The 16549-nt window shown below is 60.7% G+C and carries 14 protein-coding genes; 10 read left to right on the top strand and 4 right to left on the bottom strand.

The features are described from left to right. The first annotated feature begins 22 nt into the window (after positions 1–22). Both AACX99_RS01345 and AACX99_RS01340 read left to right on the top strand, forming a co-directional pair. Complete coding sequence (locus AACX99_RS01345; RefSeq protein WP_339409053.1) at positions 23–1336, top strand: ATP-binding protein; 1314 nt, start codon at positions 23–25, stop codon at positions 1334–1336. Positions 1337–1400: 64 nt separating this feature from the next. Beyond that, the gene (locus tag AACX99_RS01340; RefSeq protein WP_339409052.1) at positions 1401–5171 is read left to right on the top strand and encodes a bifunctional diguanylate cyclase/phosphodiesterase; all 3771 of its coding nucleotides are present in this window, start codon (positions 1401–1403) and stop codon (positions 5169–5171) included. A gap of 156 nt (positions 5172–5327) precedes the next feature. Here the strand turns inward: AACX99_RS01340 and rimK are convergent, their stop codons facing one another. Beyond that, entirely contained in the window at positions 5328–6233 is a 906-nt protein-coding gene (rimK, locus tag AACX99_RS01335; protein ID WP_339409051.1) for a 30S ribosomal protein S6--L-glutamate ligase, read from the bottom strand. Continuing rightward, positions 6230–6697 (bottom strand): retropepsin-like aspartic endopeptidase RimB, encoded by a 468-nt coding sequence (rimB, locus tag AACX99_RS01330; RefSeq protein WP_445261822.1) that lies wholly within the window; start codon positions 6695–6697, stop codon positions 6230–6232. The genes rimK and rimB overlap by 4 nt, the downstream gene beginning before the upstream one ends. A 149-nt stretch (positions 6698–6846) precedes the next feature. On the opposite strand from rimB, the gene AACX99_RS01325 reads away from it, so the two are divergent. From AACX99_RS01325 to AACX99_RS01315, 3 genes are read left to right on the top strand one after another with little or no spacing between them, the layout of a single operon-like run. Continuing rightward, positions 6847–7155, top strand: a complete 309-nt coding sequence (locus tag AACX99_RS01325) for a metalloregulator ArsR/SmtB family transcription factor (protein ID WP_339409050.1) — start codon at positions 6847–6849, stop codon at positions 7153–7155. Between the two features lie 32 nt (positions 7156–7187). Further along, positions 7188–8153, top strand: a complete 966-nt coding sequence (locus AACX99_RS01320) for an acyl-CoA desaturase (RefSeq protein ID WP_339409049.1) — start codon at positions 7188–7190, stop codon at positions 8151–8153. After that, positions 8153–8590, top strand: a complete 438-nt coding sequence (locus AACX99_RS01315; protein WP_339409048.1) for an RNA-binding S4 domain-containing protein — start codon at positions 8153–8155, stop codon at positions 8588–8590. The genes AACX99_RS01320 and AACX99_RS01315 overlap by 1 nt, the downstream gene beginning before the upstream one ends. Here AACX99_RS01315 and AACX99_RS01310 read toward each other — a convergent pair. Beyond that, complete coding sequence (locus AACX99_RS01310; protein WP_339409047.1) at positions 8587–9381, bottom strand: phosphatase PAP2 family protein; 795 nt, start codon at positions 9379–9381, stop codon at positions 8587–8589. The two genes, AACX99_RS01315 and AACX99_RS01310, sit on opposite strands and share 4 nt — an antisense overlap. A gap of 216 nt (positions 9382–9597) precedes the next feature. On the opposite strand from AACX99_RS01310, the gene hslO reads away from it, so the two are divergent. The 3 genes from hslO (at position 9598) to AACX99_RS01295 (ending at position 14887) form a co-directional block, all read left to right on the top strand. Then, a complete protein-coding gene (gene hslO / locus AACX99_RS01305; RefSeq protein WP_339409046.1) occupies positions 9598–10485 on the top strand; it encodes an Hsp33 family molecular chaperone HslO in 888 nt (295 codons plus the stop codon). Positions 10486–10666: 181 nt separating this feature from the next. After that, a complete protein-coding gene (locus AACX99_RS01300; RefSeq protein WP_339409045.1) occupies positions 10667–12208 on the top strand; it encodes a phosphoenolpyruvate carboxykinase in 1542 nt (513 codons plus the stop codon). A 747-nt stretch (positions 12209–12955) separates the two neighbouring features. After that, entirely contained in the window at positions 12956–14887 is a 1932-nt protein-coding gene (locus AACX99_RS01295) for a RecQ family ATP-dependent DNA helicase (RefSeq protein ID WP_339409044.1), read from the top strand. A 23-nt stretch (positions 14888–14910) separates the two neighbouring features. On the opposite strand, the gene AACX99_RS01290 is transcribed toward AACX99_RS01295, so the two are convergent. Further along, entirely contained in the window at positions 14911–15654 is a 744-nt protein-coding gene (locus AACX99_RS01290) for an ArsR/SmtB family transcription factor (RefSeq protein ID WP_339409043.1), read from the bottom strand. Between the two features lie 74 nt (positions 15655–15728). Between AACX99_RS01290 and AACX99_RS01285 the strand changes: the two genes are divergently transcribed. Continuing rightward, complete coding sequence (locus AACX99_RS01285) at positions 15729–16076, top strand: NIPSNAP family protein (RefSeq protein WP_339409042.1); 348 nt, start codon at positions 15729–15731, stop codon at positions 16074–16076. Continuing rightward, positions 16073–16426, top strand: a complete 354-nt coding sequence (locus tag AACX99_RS01280) for an antibiotic biosynthesis monooxygenase family protein (protein WP_339409041.1) — start codon at positions 16073–16075, stop codon at positions 16424–16426. The genes AACX99_RS01285 and AACX99_RS01280 overlap by 4 nt, the downstream gene beginning before the upstream one ends. The last annotated feature ends 123 nt before the right edge of the window (positions 16427–16549 follow it).

The following is a 16549-nucleotide window of genomic DNA, read 5'->3' as shown; positions in this document are numbered from 1 at the left end:
CCTACGACCACGTCGAGTCACCATGAAAACCCCTCTCTGGTTCCCGCAAAGCTTTTTCGCCCGCACGCTGTGGCTGGTGCTGATCGTGGTGCTGTTCTCCAAGGCGCTGACCCTGGTTTATCTGATGATGAACGAAGACGTGCTGGTCGACCGCCAATACAGCCACGGCGCCGCGCTGACCCTGCGTGCCTATTGGGCGGCGGACCCGGAAGACCGCGCCACCATCGCCGAAGCGGCTGGCCTCAAGCGCGTGCCACACGAACAGGTGCCGGCCACCGAGCAGCATTGGCCGTATAGCGAGATTTTTGCCCGGCAGATGCAGACTGAGCTGGGCCCGGATACCGAAGTGCGGGTGCGTGCCAAGAGCCCGCCAGCGCTCTGGGTGCATGCGCCGGCGCTGGGCGATGACTGGCTGCGGGTGCCGTTGTACCCGCATCCGTTGCGTGGTCAGCGGATCTGGAGTGTGCTCGGCTGGTTTCTGGCGATTGGTCTGCTCTCCACCGCCGCCGCCTGGATTTTTGTACGCCAGCTCAGCGCACCGCTCAAGCGCCTGGTATTTGCCGCCCGGCAGATCGGCAAGGGGCGCAGTGTGCGCCTGCCGGTGGGCGATACGCCGAGCGAAATGGCCGAGGTGTACCGCGCCTTCAATCAGATGGCCGAAGACGTCGAACAGGCCGCTCGCGAGCGCGAGCTGATGCTCGCCGGGGTGTCCCATGACTTGCGCACGCCGCTGACTCGGCTGCGCCTGTCCATGGAGTTTCTGCACACCGATTCGGAACTGACCGAAGACATGGTGCGCGATATCGAAGACATGGATGCGATCCTCGATCAGTTCCTGGCCTTTATCCGCGACGGCCGTGACGAGCCGCTGGAACAACTCGATCTGCTCGAACTGATTCGTGAGGTGGTCGCGCCTTACAACCAGAAGCAGGAAATGGTGCGCCTGTGCCTAGAGCCTGTGCCGGCCTTTCCGCTGCGACGGGTGTCGCTCAAGCGCCTGTTGGTCAACCTGATCGAGAACGCCCTGCGCTACGGCGGCAATGCCGTAGAAGTGGCGGTTTCCCTGGCGGGTGATCACAGCGCACCTTACGTCGTACTCAGCGTACTGGACCGTGGCGCGGGCATTGATCCCGCCGAGCTGGGCAGCATTATCAACCCCTTTATTCGTGGCGACCGTGCCCGCGGCGGCCAGGGTGCTGGATTGGGGTTGGCCATCGTCAAGCGCATCGCTGCGCTGCATGGCGGCAGTGTCGAGCTGCGCAACCGTTCCGGCGGCGGGCTGGAAGCCCGGGTGTGTCTGCCATTGGGGCTGTTGCTGCCGCGCGACGCGGCCTAGCGCACGGCATACTGTTGTCACGACGCTGAACTATGCTTTATCAGCGCGATGACATGAGGTCAGCATGCCTGCAGTTCCACACCGTCTTCCTCTATGGACTTGGCTGCTGCCGCTGCCATTACTCCATCTGACTACCTGGCTTTCCCTGGCGACTCAGTTCACCGACGGGGCTGCCCTCTGGTATCCGCCATTTGCGCTGGCGCTGGTTTTGACCCTGTGGTGGGGCCCGCGGGTGCTGCTGGCGATGTACCTCAATGCCATGTTGTCCATTCCCCTCTGGGGCCTGGAATGGCAGTGGGCCCCACTTTATGCCTTGCCGGAAACCCTCGGCGTGGCGTTGGCCTGGCTGCTGCTGCGGTTGCGCCCATTTGATCCGGCCTTGCCCGACCTCAGCCATTTACTGCGCTTTGTGCTGCTTGGGGTGTTGGTGCCGGTTATTCCCATGGCGCTGGGGGTGCAAGGCAATCTCTGGTTGTCGGGGCACGCAACGCTGCAGAGTTTGTCCTCGGGCAGCGTGACGTTGTGGCTGGCCGATAGCCTGACGACGTTAGCCATCGCCATCCCCATGCTGGTTTACCTGACGCCCTGGGTGCGTCGTCGTGGCTGGTTAGCCGCAAAGGTGCTCAGTGGTTGCGAGCAGGTGCCCGAGGCGCTGCGCCAGTTACCGCCCTGGCCGCTGCTTTTGCTATTGCTGCTTGGCTTGCCCTGGTTGCTTGGTTCACTGCCGCTGACGCTAAATTTGCCGCTGATGGGCGTGATGATGCTCGCCCTGGCATTGGTGTGGGGGTTTGCCGGCGGCCTTTGCGGTGCGGTGTTGAGCGTGACGATGGTATTGGTTCTGCCGTTGCTGCGTGGCTTGAGGGACTCAGAGGCCTGGCTTGACCCGCAGCGCTTGGAGCTGCACTTCAGTGTGCTGCTGTTTATGCTCGCCACCTTGCTGGTGGGGCGCAGCCTGAGTGACCTGCGTCAGGCGCTGGCGCGCAGTGCGCAGATGCAGCAGCAATTGGCGCTGGCCAATCTGGCGCTGGAAGCCAGCCCGTTAGGCGTGATCATCGCCGATGCCCGCCAGCCCGCTTTACCCCTGATTTACTGCAACCCGGCTTTCGAGCAGATTACCGGCTACAGCCGTGAAGAGACCGTGGGTAACAACTGGAACTTTCTGCTCCGTGATGACCAGCAACAACAGGGCCTTAGCCGCTTGCAGCAGGCGGTGCGCGAAGGCATCGGTTGTGATGTGGTGTTGCGCAGTTACCGCAAGAACGGCCAGCAGTTTTGGAATGAATTTACCCTCGCGCCCATGCGCGACGATCAGGGCATCAGCCATTTTGTGGCCTTGCAGAGTGATGTGACGGCGCGCGAGCAACTGGCGACCCAGGTGCGTTCACAGAGTGATGAGCTGCTTAAGCAGAGCTATCTGTTCAGCCAAACCGAGCATATTGCCAACCTGGGTGGGTGGGTGCTGAATGTGGCCGACAAGAGCATGGACTGGAGTGCAGGTTGCTTTCGGATTTATGAGCTGGACCCTAAAAACGGTGCGCCTGACATGGACGGTGCGTTGAGTTATCTGGATGCCAGCGGCCGTGTACTGTCTGAACAGACGCTTCAGCTCCTGATTGAGGGGCAGGAGCAGTTCGATATCGAGGTGCGCCTGCTCACGGCCAAGGGTAAAAGCCGTTGGCTGCGTATTCGCGGAATCGCCGAGCGCGATGGTGCGGAGTTGGTGCGGGTATATGGGGCGTTGCAGGATGTCAGCGCACGTAAATACGCCGAGCAACAATTGCGTGAGCGTGATGAGCGATTACAGCTGTTTTTCGAAGCGCCGTTGATTGGCATGGCCCTGACTAGCCAGAACTTCGCCTGGGAAGAGGCCAATCACAAGCTGTGCAGCATCCTCGGGCGCAGTCGTGAAGAGTTGCTGGCGTGCACCTGGGAAACGCTGTCGCTGGAGGGCGACATGCAGATCGAACAGTCTTTACTTGACCAGGTGCTGAGCGGTAGTCGAGAAGGTTTCGAGTTGGAAAAACGCTTTCGTCGACCCGACGACAGCCTGGTGCATACGCGTGTCAGTTTGCGTGCGGTGCGCCACAGCAACGGGCGGGTGCGCATGTTCCTGCTACTGGTTGAGGACATCAGCGAGCGTTTGCAGGCCGAGGCGCGCTACCGCACCATCGTCGAGCATGCGCCCGAAGCCATCATGTTGTTCGACCTGCACGGCACGTTGGTCGAGTGCAACGACAATGCCTTGCGCCTGCTGCGTTACAGCCGCGAGGAAATCGCCAACAAGCGCGTATTTGACCTGAGCCCAAGCAAGCAAGCGGACGGCCAGCTGACTGCCGAGCTCGGCCAGGTCTATCTGCAGCGGGCGATGGCCGGTGAGGCGCCGGTATTTGACTGGTTGCACCGCGATAGCAAGGGCCGGCAGATTCCCTGTGAGGCACGTCTGGTGCGCATGCCCGGCGAGCCGGTGTTGATTCGTTGCAGCATCACCGATATTTCCGAGCGTCAGCGCTATCAGCGTGAGATCGAGCGGTTGGCTTTCAGTGACGAACTCACCGGCCTGCCCAACCGGCGCCTGCTGCTCGACCGTTTGCAGCATGCGATGGACCGCGAGCAGCGCGAAAACACCCTGGGTGCCCTGCTGTTTATCGACCTCGATCACTTTAAGACGGTCAATGACAGTCTCGGCCATCTGGTCGGTGATGGCCTGCTGCGCGAGGTCACCACGCGGCTGGCCAGCGGCTTGCGCGCCGAAGACACTCTGGCGCGGATGGGCGGCGATGAGTTTGTGGTGCTGCTCGAAGGGCTCGACAGCAACCCGCAACTGGCGGCAGAGGCGGCGGCGGTTACGGCGGAAAAGCTGCTGAAAAGCCTGGTTGGCGCCTGCTGGATTGATGGTCATGAGCTGTCGATCAGCGCCAGTATTGGTATCGCTTTGCACCCCTTCGGCAGCCAGGTTGCTGCCGATGTATTGAAGCAAGCAGACACAGCCATGTATCGGGCCAAGCAGGGCGGGCGTAACGCGTTGCACTTCTTTGCCCCTGAGATGCAGGCGGCCATCGACCAGCGTTTGCAGATGCAGAGCGAACTGCGTCAGGCGGTGCAGCGCAAGCAGCTGTATCTGGTGTTCCAGCCGCAACTGGCGTTGGCCACCGAGCGCATAGCCGGTGCGGAAGTGCTGCTGCGCTGGATTCATCCCGAGCGCGGTGAAGTGATGCCCGGCGACTTTATTCCGCTGGCCGAAGAAACCGGCTTGATTGAGGAACTCGGTGCCTGGGTGCTGGAGCAGGCGTGTGCGGCGCTGGCGCGTTGGTTACCGCAGTGGCCGCAGCTGGTGTTGGCGGTCAACCTCAGCCCGCGTGAGCTGCGCCAGCGCAGTTGTGTGGCGCGTATCAGTGAGTGCCTGCAACGCCATCAAGTACCGGCCACGGCGCTGGAGTTGGAAATCACCGAAGGGGTGTTGCTTGAGGACGTTGAGCAGTGCATCAGCAATATGCAAGTGCTCAAGGCGCTGGGCGTGCGCTTCGCCATTGATGATTTCGGCACCGGTTACTCTTCACTGACCTACCTCAAGCGCCTGCCGTTGGATCGCCTGAAGATTGATCGCAGTTTTACCTGGGACATGGACGGTGAAGACGGCAGCGGCCTGATGCTGGTGCAGACCATCCTGGTGATCGCCCGCAACCTGGGTCTGGAGTGCGTGGCTGAAGGCATCGAAAGCCAGTGGCAGCTCGATTGTCTGCGTGAGCATGGCTGCTCGCTGGGGCAGGGCTATCACTTCAGCCGACCGCTGAAGGAAGCGGACTTTCAGGCCTGGATGGAGCAGCATCAGCTATAGGCTTGAGTCTACGTTTCGCCATCCCTGCCGCGTCGTCCGTTAGGCGTAGGGTGGATGACGCTTCACCCATCCACCAGCGGCTGCCTCATGGTGGATGAAAAGAGCGTCATCCACCCTACAGCCTGCGGCGCACCCTTGACCGGGCCTCGCCTATGCTCAGCCTTTGCCCTTGGTGCGAGTCAGATTCGGGCCGCTGTTTTTCTCCAGATGCTGAATCACCAGGCTGGCGACGTCCTTGCCGGTGGTGGTCTCGATGCCTTCCAGGCCGGGGGATGAGTTGACCTCCATCACCAGAGGGCCGTGGTTGGAGCGCAAGATATCCACACCGGCCACGCTTAGCCCCATGACCTTGGCCGCGCGGATCGCAGTCATGCGCTCCTCCGGGGTAATTTTGATCAGGCTGGCGCTGCCGCCACGGTGCAGGTTGGAGCGGAACTCGCCGGGCTTGGCCTGGCGCTTCATTGCGGCAATCACCTTGTCGCCGACCACAAAGCAGCGAATATCCGCGCCGCCGGCTTCCTTGATGTACTCCTGCACCATGATGTCCTGCTTGAGGCCCATAAAGGCCTCGATCACCGATTCGGCAGCGGTTGCCGTTTCACACAGCACCACGCCAATGCCCTGAGTGCCTTCCAGCACTTTGATCACCAGCGGCGCGCCGTTCACCATGTCGATCAGGTCGGCGATGTCATCTGGGGAGTGGGCGAAGCCGGTCACCGGCAGGCCGATGCCACGGCGGGAGAGCAGCTGCAGCGAGCGTAGTTTGTCCCGCGAACGGGCGATGGCTACCGACTCGTTGAGTGGGAACACGCCCATCATCTCGAATTGGCGCAGCACCGCGCAGCCGTAGAAGGTCACCGACGCGCCAATCCGTGGGATCACCGCGTCAAAGCCTTCCAGCGGCTTGCCGCGGTAGTGGATCTGCGGCTTGTGGCTGGCAATATTCATATAAGCGCGCAGGGTGTCGATCACCACCATCTCGTGGCCCCGCAACTCCCCGGCTTCAACCAGGCGGCGGGTGGAATACAGGCGCGGGTTGCGCGACAGCACGGCGATCTTCATTGGGCACCAGGGGAGTCAGCGAGGGTGGGTTTGTTCTGTACGTAGGTCAGAGCTGGGTTGACCAGCAACTGTCCGGCAATCAGTGCCTTGGAGCCAAGCAACACCCGGTAGCGCATGGTCTTGCGGCAGGTCAGGGTGAACTCCACCGGCCATTCGCGCTCGCCCAGGGTCAGGTTGGTGCGGATCACATAACGCGACTGCGTGTGGCCGTTTGAGCTTTTGATGGTTTTCACCGATACCAGCTGCGCCTCGCAGCGATGCCGGCTTTGCACCAGGGTGCCGAGGTGCGCGGTAAAGCGCACCCAAGGCTCGCCATCGCGGTCGAATGGCTGGATGTCACTGGCGTGCAAGCTGGAGGTGCTGGCCCCGGTATCAATCTTGGCGCGCAGGCCGACCATGCCCAGTTCCGGCAGGTTGATCCATTCACGCAGGCCGATTACGCCAAGTTGGTCGAAAGTCTTCAAAGGTAGGCGGTTCTCTAGATATTGCGGGCATTCTAGACAGGTCGGATGACAACCGCATCACTACGCCTGCGTCAGAGTAAAAGGATTTGTCAGGTCGCACTTAATGGAATATAAGCATTTAACTTATTGGTTAAATGATTGGATTGACGATGACTGCAGACCGCGTTTTCGAGGCGCTGGCATCCACACCGCGCCGGCAGATATTGGCCTTCCTCTCAGCTCAAGAGCTGACTGCCGGAGAGATCGCCAGTCGCTTTGATATGAGTGCTCCGGCGATTTCTCGGCATCTGTCGATTCTCGCTGCCGCTGGCCTGGTAGTCAGTGAGCGTAAGGGGCAGTTTCTGCTTTATCGACTCAATCCGGACAGCCTGCTTAATACTTTGCTCGGCTTTGCCTTCGAGGTCTGCCCCACGGGCAGTCAGTTGAAGCGTGAAGGTGAGGAATTGAGTAAGAAATAATCGATAACGGCCGCTCAGGCCAGGAGCTGCATATGGATGTGATGCCAGAAAGCCTCAAGAGTCATCGCGTGCAACGAGCTGATGTTGTGCATGGCGAGGTGCGCTGGGAGCCGGTTCGTTCGCTATGGTTTACCTGCATGGCTCTGGGGGCGTTAGTGGGTGGTGCGCTGACCTTCAACTTGGCAGCCTTTGCCCTGTTTGCCGGCTCGACTGCTCTTGTGTTGTTGCTCGGGCATTCGCTGGGCATGCATCGCAAGCTGATCCACGACAGCTTCCAGTGTCCCAAGTGGTTGGAATACTTTTTTGTGTACTGCGGGGTGCTGGTCGGGCTGTCCGGCCCGTTGGGGCTGTTGCGCACCCATGATCTACGTGATTTCGCTCAGAGACAGAAAGATTGCCACGATTTCTTTGGTCACCGCCGTCCTCCGTTGCAAGATGCGTGGTGGCAATTGCACTGCGAGTTGCGCCTGGATTGCCCTCCGATTATTCAAGTTGAGGCTCGAATTGCCGCAGACCCCGTTTACCGCTTTCTGCAGCGCACCTGGATGGCTCAGCAACTGCCCTGGGCACTACTGTTTTTTGCTTTGGGCGGTTGGGCCTGGGTGTTCTGGGGTGTCTGCGCACGGATTGCGGCCGGGGTTTTTGGTCACTGGTTGATTGGACATTTCGCTCACCGCCATGGCGAGCAACAGCATGTGGTTGAGGGCGCCAGTGTGCAGGGGTTCAACGTGCCATTTTCCGCCCTGCTGACCATGGGGGAGTGCTGGCACAACAATCACCATGCCTTTCCCGGTTCGGCCCGCCTGGGTCTTTACGCGGGTGAGTGGGATCCCGGGTGGTGGGTGCTTCAGGGGTTGCAGCGTTTAGGGCTGGTTTGGGGGCTGAAAACCCCAGAGGATCTTCCTCATCGCCCAGAGTTGCGCAAGATTGTGGAGCCTGCAAAAAGCTCTTGTGATTGTCGGGTGCGGGTGTGGTTGAAGCGGCGGGTGTGGGGCTAATGGGTGTGCACGATAAAGACGACGGTAAAATCCGCCTGGATAAATGGCTATGGGCTGCAAGGTTCTTCAAGACCCGTGCCCTGGCCAAGGCCGCTATCGAGGGCGGCAAGGTGCATCACCGCGGCGAGCGCTGCAAACCAGGCAAAGAGCCAAAAGTTGGCGATGTTTACGTGATTCGTACCGGCTTTGAGGAGCGCAGTGTGGTGGTGCAGGCGCTTTCCGTAGTGCGCCGTGGTGCGCCCGAGGCGCAGGCGTTATATGCCGAAACGGAAGAGAGCATTGCGCGCCGCGAACAGGCGGCAGCGCAACGTAGGGCCGGAGGGCTGGGCATGCAGACCGATGGTCGGCCGAGCAAGAAGCAGCGTAGGCAGATCCACGACTTCAATGAGCGACAGGACGGCGGTCTGCGCCATCCTTGGGCTGACGAAGAGGTCTAGCGGCCGCTTATGACGCTCAGACGGTCCAGCAGTGGCAGTTTGGCCAGGTGTTTGAGCAGCGGCTGGGTGGCATATTCCAGCCATTCGCTGGCTTTGTAGGCAAACGGCGTAAAGCAGGCCCAAGCCAGGCCCAGCAGGGCGAGAAACAGGCCACCCACCAAGGCGTCCGAGCCCCAGTGAGCACCGGCCACTAGGCGTGGCAGCATAAAGATCACGGCCATGCTCCAGACCAGCAGCAAGCGCCAGTTACGCGCAAACAGGCTGATAAACATCGCCCAGATCAGCAGTACCGAGGCGTGATCGCCAGGGAAGCTGCGAGTGGCGCTGTCTTTCATATCCCAGCGCTCTTCCCAGGCTGGGAACAGTTCAGTCAGGCGCGCCGCACCTTCCACTACCAAGGACGCGCTCGGGCGCTGCCAGCCCATCAGCTTGACCAACTCGGCGAAGCCGACGCGAAACAGCAGCATAACGATTAGCGCCGCGAGGAAGGCATACAGCGCCTTACGTACCTGCGCGCCGCTAAATATCAGGTTGGCCTTGAGCATCACGGCCAGCATCAGTAGGCCAACACCCATGTCGACTGGGCGCATACTGCCGATTGCCCAGGTTTTTGCCCACAGGCCTGCGTCATGCACGGGCTCGTTGAGCAGGGCAAACAATTGCAGGTCGAATTGGTCCCACAACGCACGGCTGGGTGCCCACAGCCAACTGGCGAGCAGCAGCAGGGCGACGATATGGCAGGCAATCAGCGGGCGAATACGCCACTGCTGGTTAATAAAGGAAGGGGGCATGCAGTGGCATCCTTGTCATCTGTAAGGGACTGAGGCGGCGGGCATGCTAGGTATTCTGTCTTCTGATTGCAAAGATTCGCGCTACCTTTTGTCGACAACTGTGATCCGGGTTGGTATCGATAGCTTCCGCCCGCAGTGCTGATAGATAAGAGGCGCTTGGTCAGATGGGCGTTTACGCCTAAAATCGCGGGCCGAGTCACATTCAGTGAAGTTGGCATGTCTGATTTTTCCCAACGCTTCTTGTTCGACGACAGCGATATTCGTGGTGAGTTGGTCGGCCTGACCGACAGCTACAGCCATGTGCTGGCCAAACACACCTACCCGCAACCGGTCGCCCAACTTCTGGGTGAACTACTAGCCGCCGCCTCGCTGCTGATCGGTACGCTGAAATTCGAAGGCCTGCTGATCCTCCAGGCGCGCTCCTCCGGTGCCGTGCCACTGCTGATGGTCGAATGCTCCAGCGAAGGCGAGCTGCGCGGTATCGCCCGTTATCACGCCGAGCAGATCACTGCCGATGCCAATTTGCGTGAGCTGATGCCTGATGGCGTGCTGGCCATGACCGTCGACCCGAAATCCGGGCAGCGTTATCAGGGCATTGTCGATCTGGAAGGCGATACCCTGGCTGATTGCCTGACGAATTACTTCGCCACCTCCGAGCAGTTACCCACGCGCTTCTGGCTTAGCGCTGATGGCCAGCGTGCTCGCGGCCTGCTGTTGCAGCAGTTGCCTGCTGATCGCCTGAAAGAAGCCGATGAACGTGAGGCCAGCTGGCAGCACGCCATGGCCCTGGCCGATACCCTAAAGGCTGAAGAGCTGCTCGGTCTGGATAACGAAACCCTGCTGCATCGCCTTTATCACCAGGAAGCGCTGCGTCTGTTTGATCCGCGCGACCTACAGTTCCGCTGCAGCTGCTCGCGAGAGCGCTCCAGTCGCGCGCTGATCAGTCTCGGCCAGGCCGATGCCGAAGCGCTGGTTCAGGAACATGGCGGCAGCGTGGAAATCGATTGCCAGTTCTGCAACGAACGCTATCTCTTCGATGCCGCCGATGTGTTGCAACTGTTTATCGATGGCAGCATCGAAGCTCCATCGGATACGCGCCACTGAGTTTCAAGCAGATTCTGGGGCAAATTAGTACGCAAACCGTGCCGGAATGATCTGATCAGAGGCTGCACCCGCAGCCGGCTTTTTCTGGCATAATCCGGCGCACTTTTTTCGCTGTAGTAGTGCTCGATTTTCTACTACAAAACGTTCGGAAGACTCGGCCACTTGGCCGACGGGGACCCACATGACGCAAGCCAACAACGCCGTGTACACCGACATCAGCGCTGCCCAACTGGTCGAAGAAGCCCTTCGTCGCGGTGAAGGTGAGCTGGCCGCCAACGGCTCCCTGGTCGTACGCACAGGCCATCGCACTGGTCGTTCGCCGGCTGATCGCTTCATCGTGCAAGAGCCGAGCACCGAGGCGAAAATCGCCTGGGGCGCGATCAATCGTCCGTTCCCGGCTGACAAGTTCGATGCTCTGTGGGACCGAGTTCAGGCGTTCTCCGATGCTCAAGACAGCTTCGTTTCGTACGTTCATGTAGGTTCTGCCGACGCGCACTACCTGCCAGTCAAGATGACCACCGCCACCGCCTGGCAGAACCTGTTCGGCCGTTGCCTGTTCATCAATCCGGAGCAGTACAACCCGGCTGGCAAGGACGAGTGGCAAGTGCTCAACGTCGCCAACTTCGAGTGTGTGCCGGAGCGTGATGGCACCAATTCCGATGGCTGCGTGATCCTCAACTTCGCCGCCAAGAAAGTCCTGATCGCCGGCATGCGTTACGCCGGTGAAATGAAGAAAGCCATGTTCAGCGTGCAGAACTTCCTGCTGCCGGACGCCGACGTGCTGCCGATGCACTGCGCGGCCAACATCGGTGAAGAAGGCGACGTGACCCTATTCTTCGGCCTGTCCGGCACCGGTAAGACCACCCTGTCGGCCGACGAAAGCCGCTACCTGATCGGCGACGACGAGCACGGTTGGGGCGTGGGCGTGGTGTTCAACATCGAAGGCGGTTGCTATGCCAAGTGCATCGACCTGTCCGAGAAGAACGAGCCGGTGATCTGGAAAGCTATCCAGTTCGGTGCCGTGCTGGAAAACGTGGTGCTCGATGAAAACCGCGTACCGAACTACGCCGACGACAGCCTGACCCAGAACAGTCGTGCAGCCTATCCGCTGGAGCTGGTTGAGAAACGCAGCGAGAAGAACCTCGGCGGCGAGCCGAACGCAGTGATCTTCCTCACCTGCGACCTGACTGGCGTACTGCCGCCGGTGTCGATCCTCAACGAAGAGCAAGCGGCTTACCACTTCCTCTCCGGTTACACCGCGCTGGTCGGTTCCACCGAAATGGGGTCGGGCGGCGGCATCAAGTCGACCTTCTCCACCTGCTTCGGCGCGCCGTTCTTCCCGCGTCCGGCTGGCGAGTACGCTGAACTGCTGATCAAGCGTATCCGCGGCTTCGGCTCCAAGGTCTACCTGGTCAACACCGGCTGGACCGGCGGTGGCTACGGCGTTGGTAAGCGTTTCAACATTCCGACTACCCGTGGCGTTATCGCTGCGATTCAGAGCGGCGCTCTGATCGGTACCGAAACCGAGCTGCTGCCGATCATCAACCTGAGCGTGCCGAAGTCGGTACCGGGCGTTGAAACCAATCTGCTCAACCCGCGCAACACCTGGGCTGACCAGAACGCCTACGACGAAGCCGCTAAAGGCCTGGCCGGTCTGTTCATCGAGAACTTCAAGAAGTTCGATGTGTCCGACGCCATCCGCAACGCCGGCCCGCAACTCTAAGTTGTAAGCGCCGTACTAAAAAAACCGCCTTGATCGGCGGTTTTTTTATGCATGGGAAATTGCAGAGATAGCCTGTAGGAGGCGCTTTAGCTTTTAAAAAGTTGTTGCGGCTAAAGCCCATCCCCCGGTGCTTTGCATGTGCGATAAGAAACGGAAAAGCCGCCCGGAGGCGGCTTTGGGTGCGTATCTGTCAGCAGATCAGGCACGTTTACGAGTGTTGCGCGTTGCATTCTTGCTCAGGTGGCCGCTCTGCACGGCCTTAGCTGTTGCTGTATGGCTGTCTCGGGCCACAGCGCTAACGGGGTGGCAACTCAGGCGATTTCCAGGGCCTTTGTCTGCGACTGTCGACTTCTGCATGACTGGCGAGTGCCAGGTAGGTATCGATATGTCGCGGTTGAGCACTGGCGCTTTCGAATTGCATGACGGCGTTAGGTCTATGGTTTGGCACAACTCACGGCGAACCTGAGTTTTCCGCCAGACTGCACATCGGCCTGTGGTTCGCATCAGCTACTCCGGTTTCGCCGGGGTCTTTGCTGCGCGGCCATCTGGACTGGGTGGTGAGCGATCTAGTGGATAACCGGCAAGCTGCCGCTGAAACCAGATACCTGCATACTCATCTCCTTTTTTATTGGCATGATTTGAATGTACGCCTGTGTTGTCCATGGTGTTAGTTGGATTGGCAATAGCGGCGGGGCTTGTAGGAATTAATCATTGTTTACCGCTGCGGCGGTCAATGGAGTGACAGCCATGAGTACCCTGGAACGTGTGTTCGGCTTCAAGCAATTGCGCCCCGGTCAGGAGCGTGTGGTCACGGCCGTGCTGGCCGGACGTTCGGCGGCGGCGATCTTTCCCACCGGTTCGGGCAAATCGTTGTGTTATCAGCTGCCGGCGTTGCATCTGCCGCACCTGACCCTGGTGGTCTCGCCCCTGTTGGCACTGATGCAAGACCAGCTGGCGTTTCTGCATGGCCGTGGCATCAGTGCCGCGAGTATCGATTCGGCGCAAAGCCGCGAGGATGCCAGTGCGGTGATGACGCGGGCGAAATCCGGCGAGCTGAAGATTCTGATGATCTCGGTCGAGCGGCTGAAGAATGAACGCTTTCGCAACTTTATCGCCCAGGTGCCGATCTCCCTGCTGGTAATCGATGAGGCCCACTGCATCTCCGAGTGGGGGCATAACTTTCGCCCGGACTATCTCAAGCTGCCGGACTATCAGCGCCAGTTCGGCATCCCGCAGGTGCTGCTGCTCACCGCCACGGCCACGCCACCGGTGATTGCCGATATGCAGAAGAAGTTCGCCATCGCCGCTGATGACGTGGTCACCACCGGCTTCTATCGCGCCAACCTCAATCTGCTGGTCGAGCCAGTCAGTGGTTCTGACAAGCAGCGCCGCCTGGAGCAGTGGCTGGGTGCCAAGGCCGGGCAGCCGAGTATCGTTTACGTGACCCAGCAGAAGACCGCCGAGCAGGTGGCCGCGCGCCTGAGTCAGCGCGGCATTGCCGCCAGCGCTTACCACGCCGGCATGGCCTCTGATGCGCGCGAGGCGATTCAGCGCCAGTTTATGGCTGGGCAGATCAATTGCATCGTCGCCACCATCGCCTTTGGCATGGGTATCGATAAGTCGGATATCCGCAATGTGGTGCACTTCGACCTACCGAAATCCATCGAGAATTACAGCCAGGAAATCGGCCGCGCCGGCCGTGATGGCCAGCCCTCCGACTGTCTGGTGCTGGCCAACCGCGACAGCCTCAACGTGCTGGAAAACTTTGTTTACGGCGATACGCCGGAGCTGGATGGCATTCGCTGTGTACTGGATGAGCTGCTGAGTAGCAGTCAGGGAGGCGAATGGGAGCTGATGCTCAACCAGCTGTCCGAGCAGAGCAATATTCGCCAGTTGCCGCTGAAAACCCTGCTGGTGCAGCTGGAATTACGCGGCATCATTGCCCCGCGTTACGCCTATTTCGCCGAATATCGCTTCAAATACCTGCTAGAGCCCGAGGCGTTGCTGGAGAAGTTTGACGGCGAACGGCGGCAGTTTGTTGAGGCGCTGGTCGCTACCTCGCAGCGAGCGCGCACCTGGTGCACGGTGGATTTCGACCAGCTCTACCAGCAGCACCAGGCCGAGCGCGGCCGGGTGATCAAGGCCTTGGATTACTTCCAGGAAAAGGGCTGGGTCGAGCTGGAAAGCAAGCAGATGACAGAGGTCTACGCGCTGCTCGACCCGGGTTTCGATCCGGCGGCTTTGAGCGGCGAACTGCATGGCTATTTCAGCCAGCAGGAAGCCAGCGAAATCCGCCGGATTCACGCCATGCTCGCGCTGTTTGCCAGCGAGCAGTGCCTGAGCCAACGCTTGGCGGCCTATTTCGGCGACGCCCACGCGCCGCAGCAATGCGGGCATTGTTCGGTGTGCCGTGGGCAAGTGGCTCGGCTGCCCGCGCCGCCAGCCTTGCCGCCGCTGGCGGAGCAGGATGCCCGCGGGCTATGCGGCGGCTTTATACGCAAACACCAGGAGCTTAAAGGCCGCGAGCCGAGCGCCGAGTGCCTGACGCGCTTTCTCTGCGGTATCAGCGTGCCGCTGTTTACCAAACTCAAGGCGCGTCAGCTTGGCGGGTTTGCCGCGCTGGAAGACTATCCCTACGCCGAGGTACGCCACTGGCTCAAGGCTCAGGCTGGGGCATAGGAAGAAGCGCTGCAGCTGTGCTGCTAAGCGAGCGTATCCAGCGTTGCAGTTGCGCTATCGACGGGGTGGCTGAGCGGCTCGCCAGGGGCCGGTTGGAACCAGGCACGGAATGAACGCTCGCCGGCCGCAGTGAACGCCACCACGCGCGAGTCGCCTGCGCACTTGGCCCAGCCAAGCTCTAGGATTCGCACAAACAGGGCGGCGCCGAGCGCGCCGGCCAGGTGATGGCGGCGTTCGCTCCAGTCCAGGCAGGCCCGGCAGAATGAACGGCGTTGCAGCGCCAGGGCGTCGGGGTCGATACCAATCTGGCGAAACCACTGACGCCCGCTGTTGGTGAGCGCTGGCCCGGCGTCCAGCTGTTGCAGCAGCTCGCGGCGCAGTAACCCCTCATAAGCCAGCACCCCCAGTTCACCGGCCAGGTGGTCGTAGCAGACCCGTGCGCGGCGCAAGGCCAGGTCACGTGGTCCGGTGCGCGGCAGCGGCGGCCCGGCGTGCAAGGCGAGGCCCATCATCGACTCGAGCAGTTGCGCGATTTCCCGGCCAGCCAGGCGGAAGTAGCGATGCCGGCCCTGCTGGTCGACGCTGAGCAGGCCGGCGTCGAGCAATTTGCTTAGGTGCGAGCTGATGGTCTGTTTGGTCACGCCAGCGATATCGGCCAGCTCGGTGGCGGTCAGCGCGCGATCAGCCATTAGTGCGGACAGCACTGCGGCGCGGGCGTTGTCGCCGAGCAGGGCGGCGATACGGGTGATGTTGGGGCCTTCGATCATGGTTCGATGCTAGTCGAACCATATGGCAGCGGCAATTGGCTAAGGTCTCCGCCACTAACCAGAGGAGTGATCCCATGCAAATCACCTGTGTAATCCGCTATGAAATCGACCCGTTTCAGCGCGCCGCCTTCAAGGCGTATGCGGAGAACTGGGGGCGCATTATTCCGCGTTGCGGCGGCCAGCTGTTTGGCTACTTCCTGCCCCATGAGGGCAGCAACTATGTGGCCTGGGGCTTGATCGGCTTTGCCAGCCTGGCTGCTTACGAGGCCTATCGGGCACGGCTCAAGGATGATCCAGAGGGCCGCGCCAACTTCGCCATGGCCCAGCAGATGCGCTTTATCCTGCGCGAGGAGCGCTCCTTCGTTGAAGGCGTCGAGGGCACCCTGGGCGTTCAGCTTGGCTTCGCGGGGATTGCAGCATGATCGCGGTGATCTTCGAGGTGCAGCCCCAAGCCGGCCGGGAGTCGGAGTACCTGGACACAGCAGCGGCGATCCGTGAGCAACTCGAACAGGTAGATGGCTTTATCTCGGTGGAGCGCTTTGCCAGCCTCTCCCAACCGGGCAAGTTGCTGTCGTTGTCGTTCTGGCGAGACGAGGCGGCGGTCAAGCGTTGGCGCACTCTGGAGGTGCATCGTCAGGCGCAGACAGCCGGACGTGGCGGTGTGTTCGCCGAGTATCGGCTGCGCGTAGCCGAAGTGATGCGCGACTATGGGCTGCATGAGCGCGAACAAGCGCCGAATGACTCACGTCGGGTGCATGACCAGCTGCTGTAAGCGTCAGGGCGCGGTAGGACTGCACCCAGGGGGACACTCGCCGATATCCGCGTTACACCGCGTCGGTTGAGCGGCGCTAAAGTCCTGCATCAGGTGCAGGCATTCGCTGTTCGAGCTGCACGC

The sequence above is a fragment of the Pseudomonas sp. EA_35y_Pfl2_R5 genome (assembly GCF_963970805.1).
Classification (GTDB): Bacteria; Pseudomonadota; Gammaproteobacteria; order Pseudomonadales; family Pseudomonadaceae; genus Aquipseudomonas.
Note: the sequence above shows the minus strand (reverse complement) of the source record. Positions and strands in the feature narration are given on the sequence as shown.

What these genes read in the sequence shown, in the direction of transcription:
- AACX99_RS01345 (WP_339409053.1), top strand. Translation starts at nt 23, where the DNA reads ATGAAAACCCCTCTCTGGTTCCCGCAAAGCTTTTTCGCCCGCACGCTG.
- AACX99_RS01340 (WP_339409052.1), top strand. Translation starts at nt 1,401, where the DNA reads ATGCCTGCAGTTCCACACCGTCTTCCTCTATGGACTTGGCTGCTGCCG.
- rimK (WP_339409051.1), bottom strand. Translation starts at nt 6,233, where the DNA reads ATGAAGATCGCCGTGCTGTCGCGCAACCCGCGCCTGTATTCCACCCGC.
- AACX99_RS01325 (WP_339409050.1), top strand. Translation starts at nt 6,847, where the DNA reads ATGACTGCAGACCGCGTTTTCGAGGCGCTGGCATCCACACCGCGCCGG.
- AACX99_RS01320 (WP_339409049.1), top strand. Translation starts at nt 7,188, where the DNA reads ATGGATGTGATGCCAGAAAGCCTCAAGAGTCATCGCGTGCAACGAGCT.
- AACX99_RS01315 (WP_339409048.1), top strand. Translation starts at nt 8,153, where the DNA reads ATGGGTGTGCACGATAAAGACGACGGTAAAATCCGCCTGGATAAATGG.
- AACX99_RS01310 (WP_339409047.1), bottom strand. Translation starts at nt 9,381, where the DNA reads ATGCCCCCTTCCTTTATTAACCAGCAGTGGCGTATTCGCCCGCTGATT.
- hslO (WP_339409046.1), top strand. Translation starts at nt 9,598, where the DNA reads ATGTCTGATTTTTCCCAACGCTTCTTGTTCGACGACAGCGATATTCGT.
- AACX99_RS01300 (WP_339409045.1), top strand. Translation starts at nt 10,667, where the DNA reads ATGACGCAAGCCAACAACGCCGTGTACACCGACATCAGCGCTGCCCAA.
- AACX99_RS01295 (WP_339409044.1), top strand. Translation starts at nt 12,956, where the DNA reads ATGAGTACCCTGGAACGTGTGTTCGGCTTCAAGCAATTGCGCCCCGGT.
- AACX99_RS01290 (WP_339409043.1), bottom strand. Translation starts at nt 15,654, where the DNA reads ATGATCGAAGGCCCCAACATCACCCGTATCGCCGCCCTGCTCGGCGAC.
- AACX99_RS01285 (WP_339409042.1), top strand. Translation starts at nt 15,729, where the DNA reads ATGCAAATCACCTGTGTAATCCGCTATGAAATCGACCCGTTTCAGCGC.
- AACX99_RS01280 (WP_339409041.1), top strand. Translation starts at nt 16,073, where the DNA reads ATGATCGCGGTGATCTTCGAGGTGCAGCCCCAAGCCGGCCGGGAGTCG.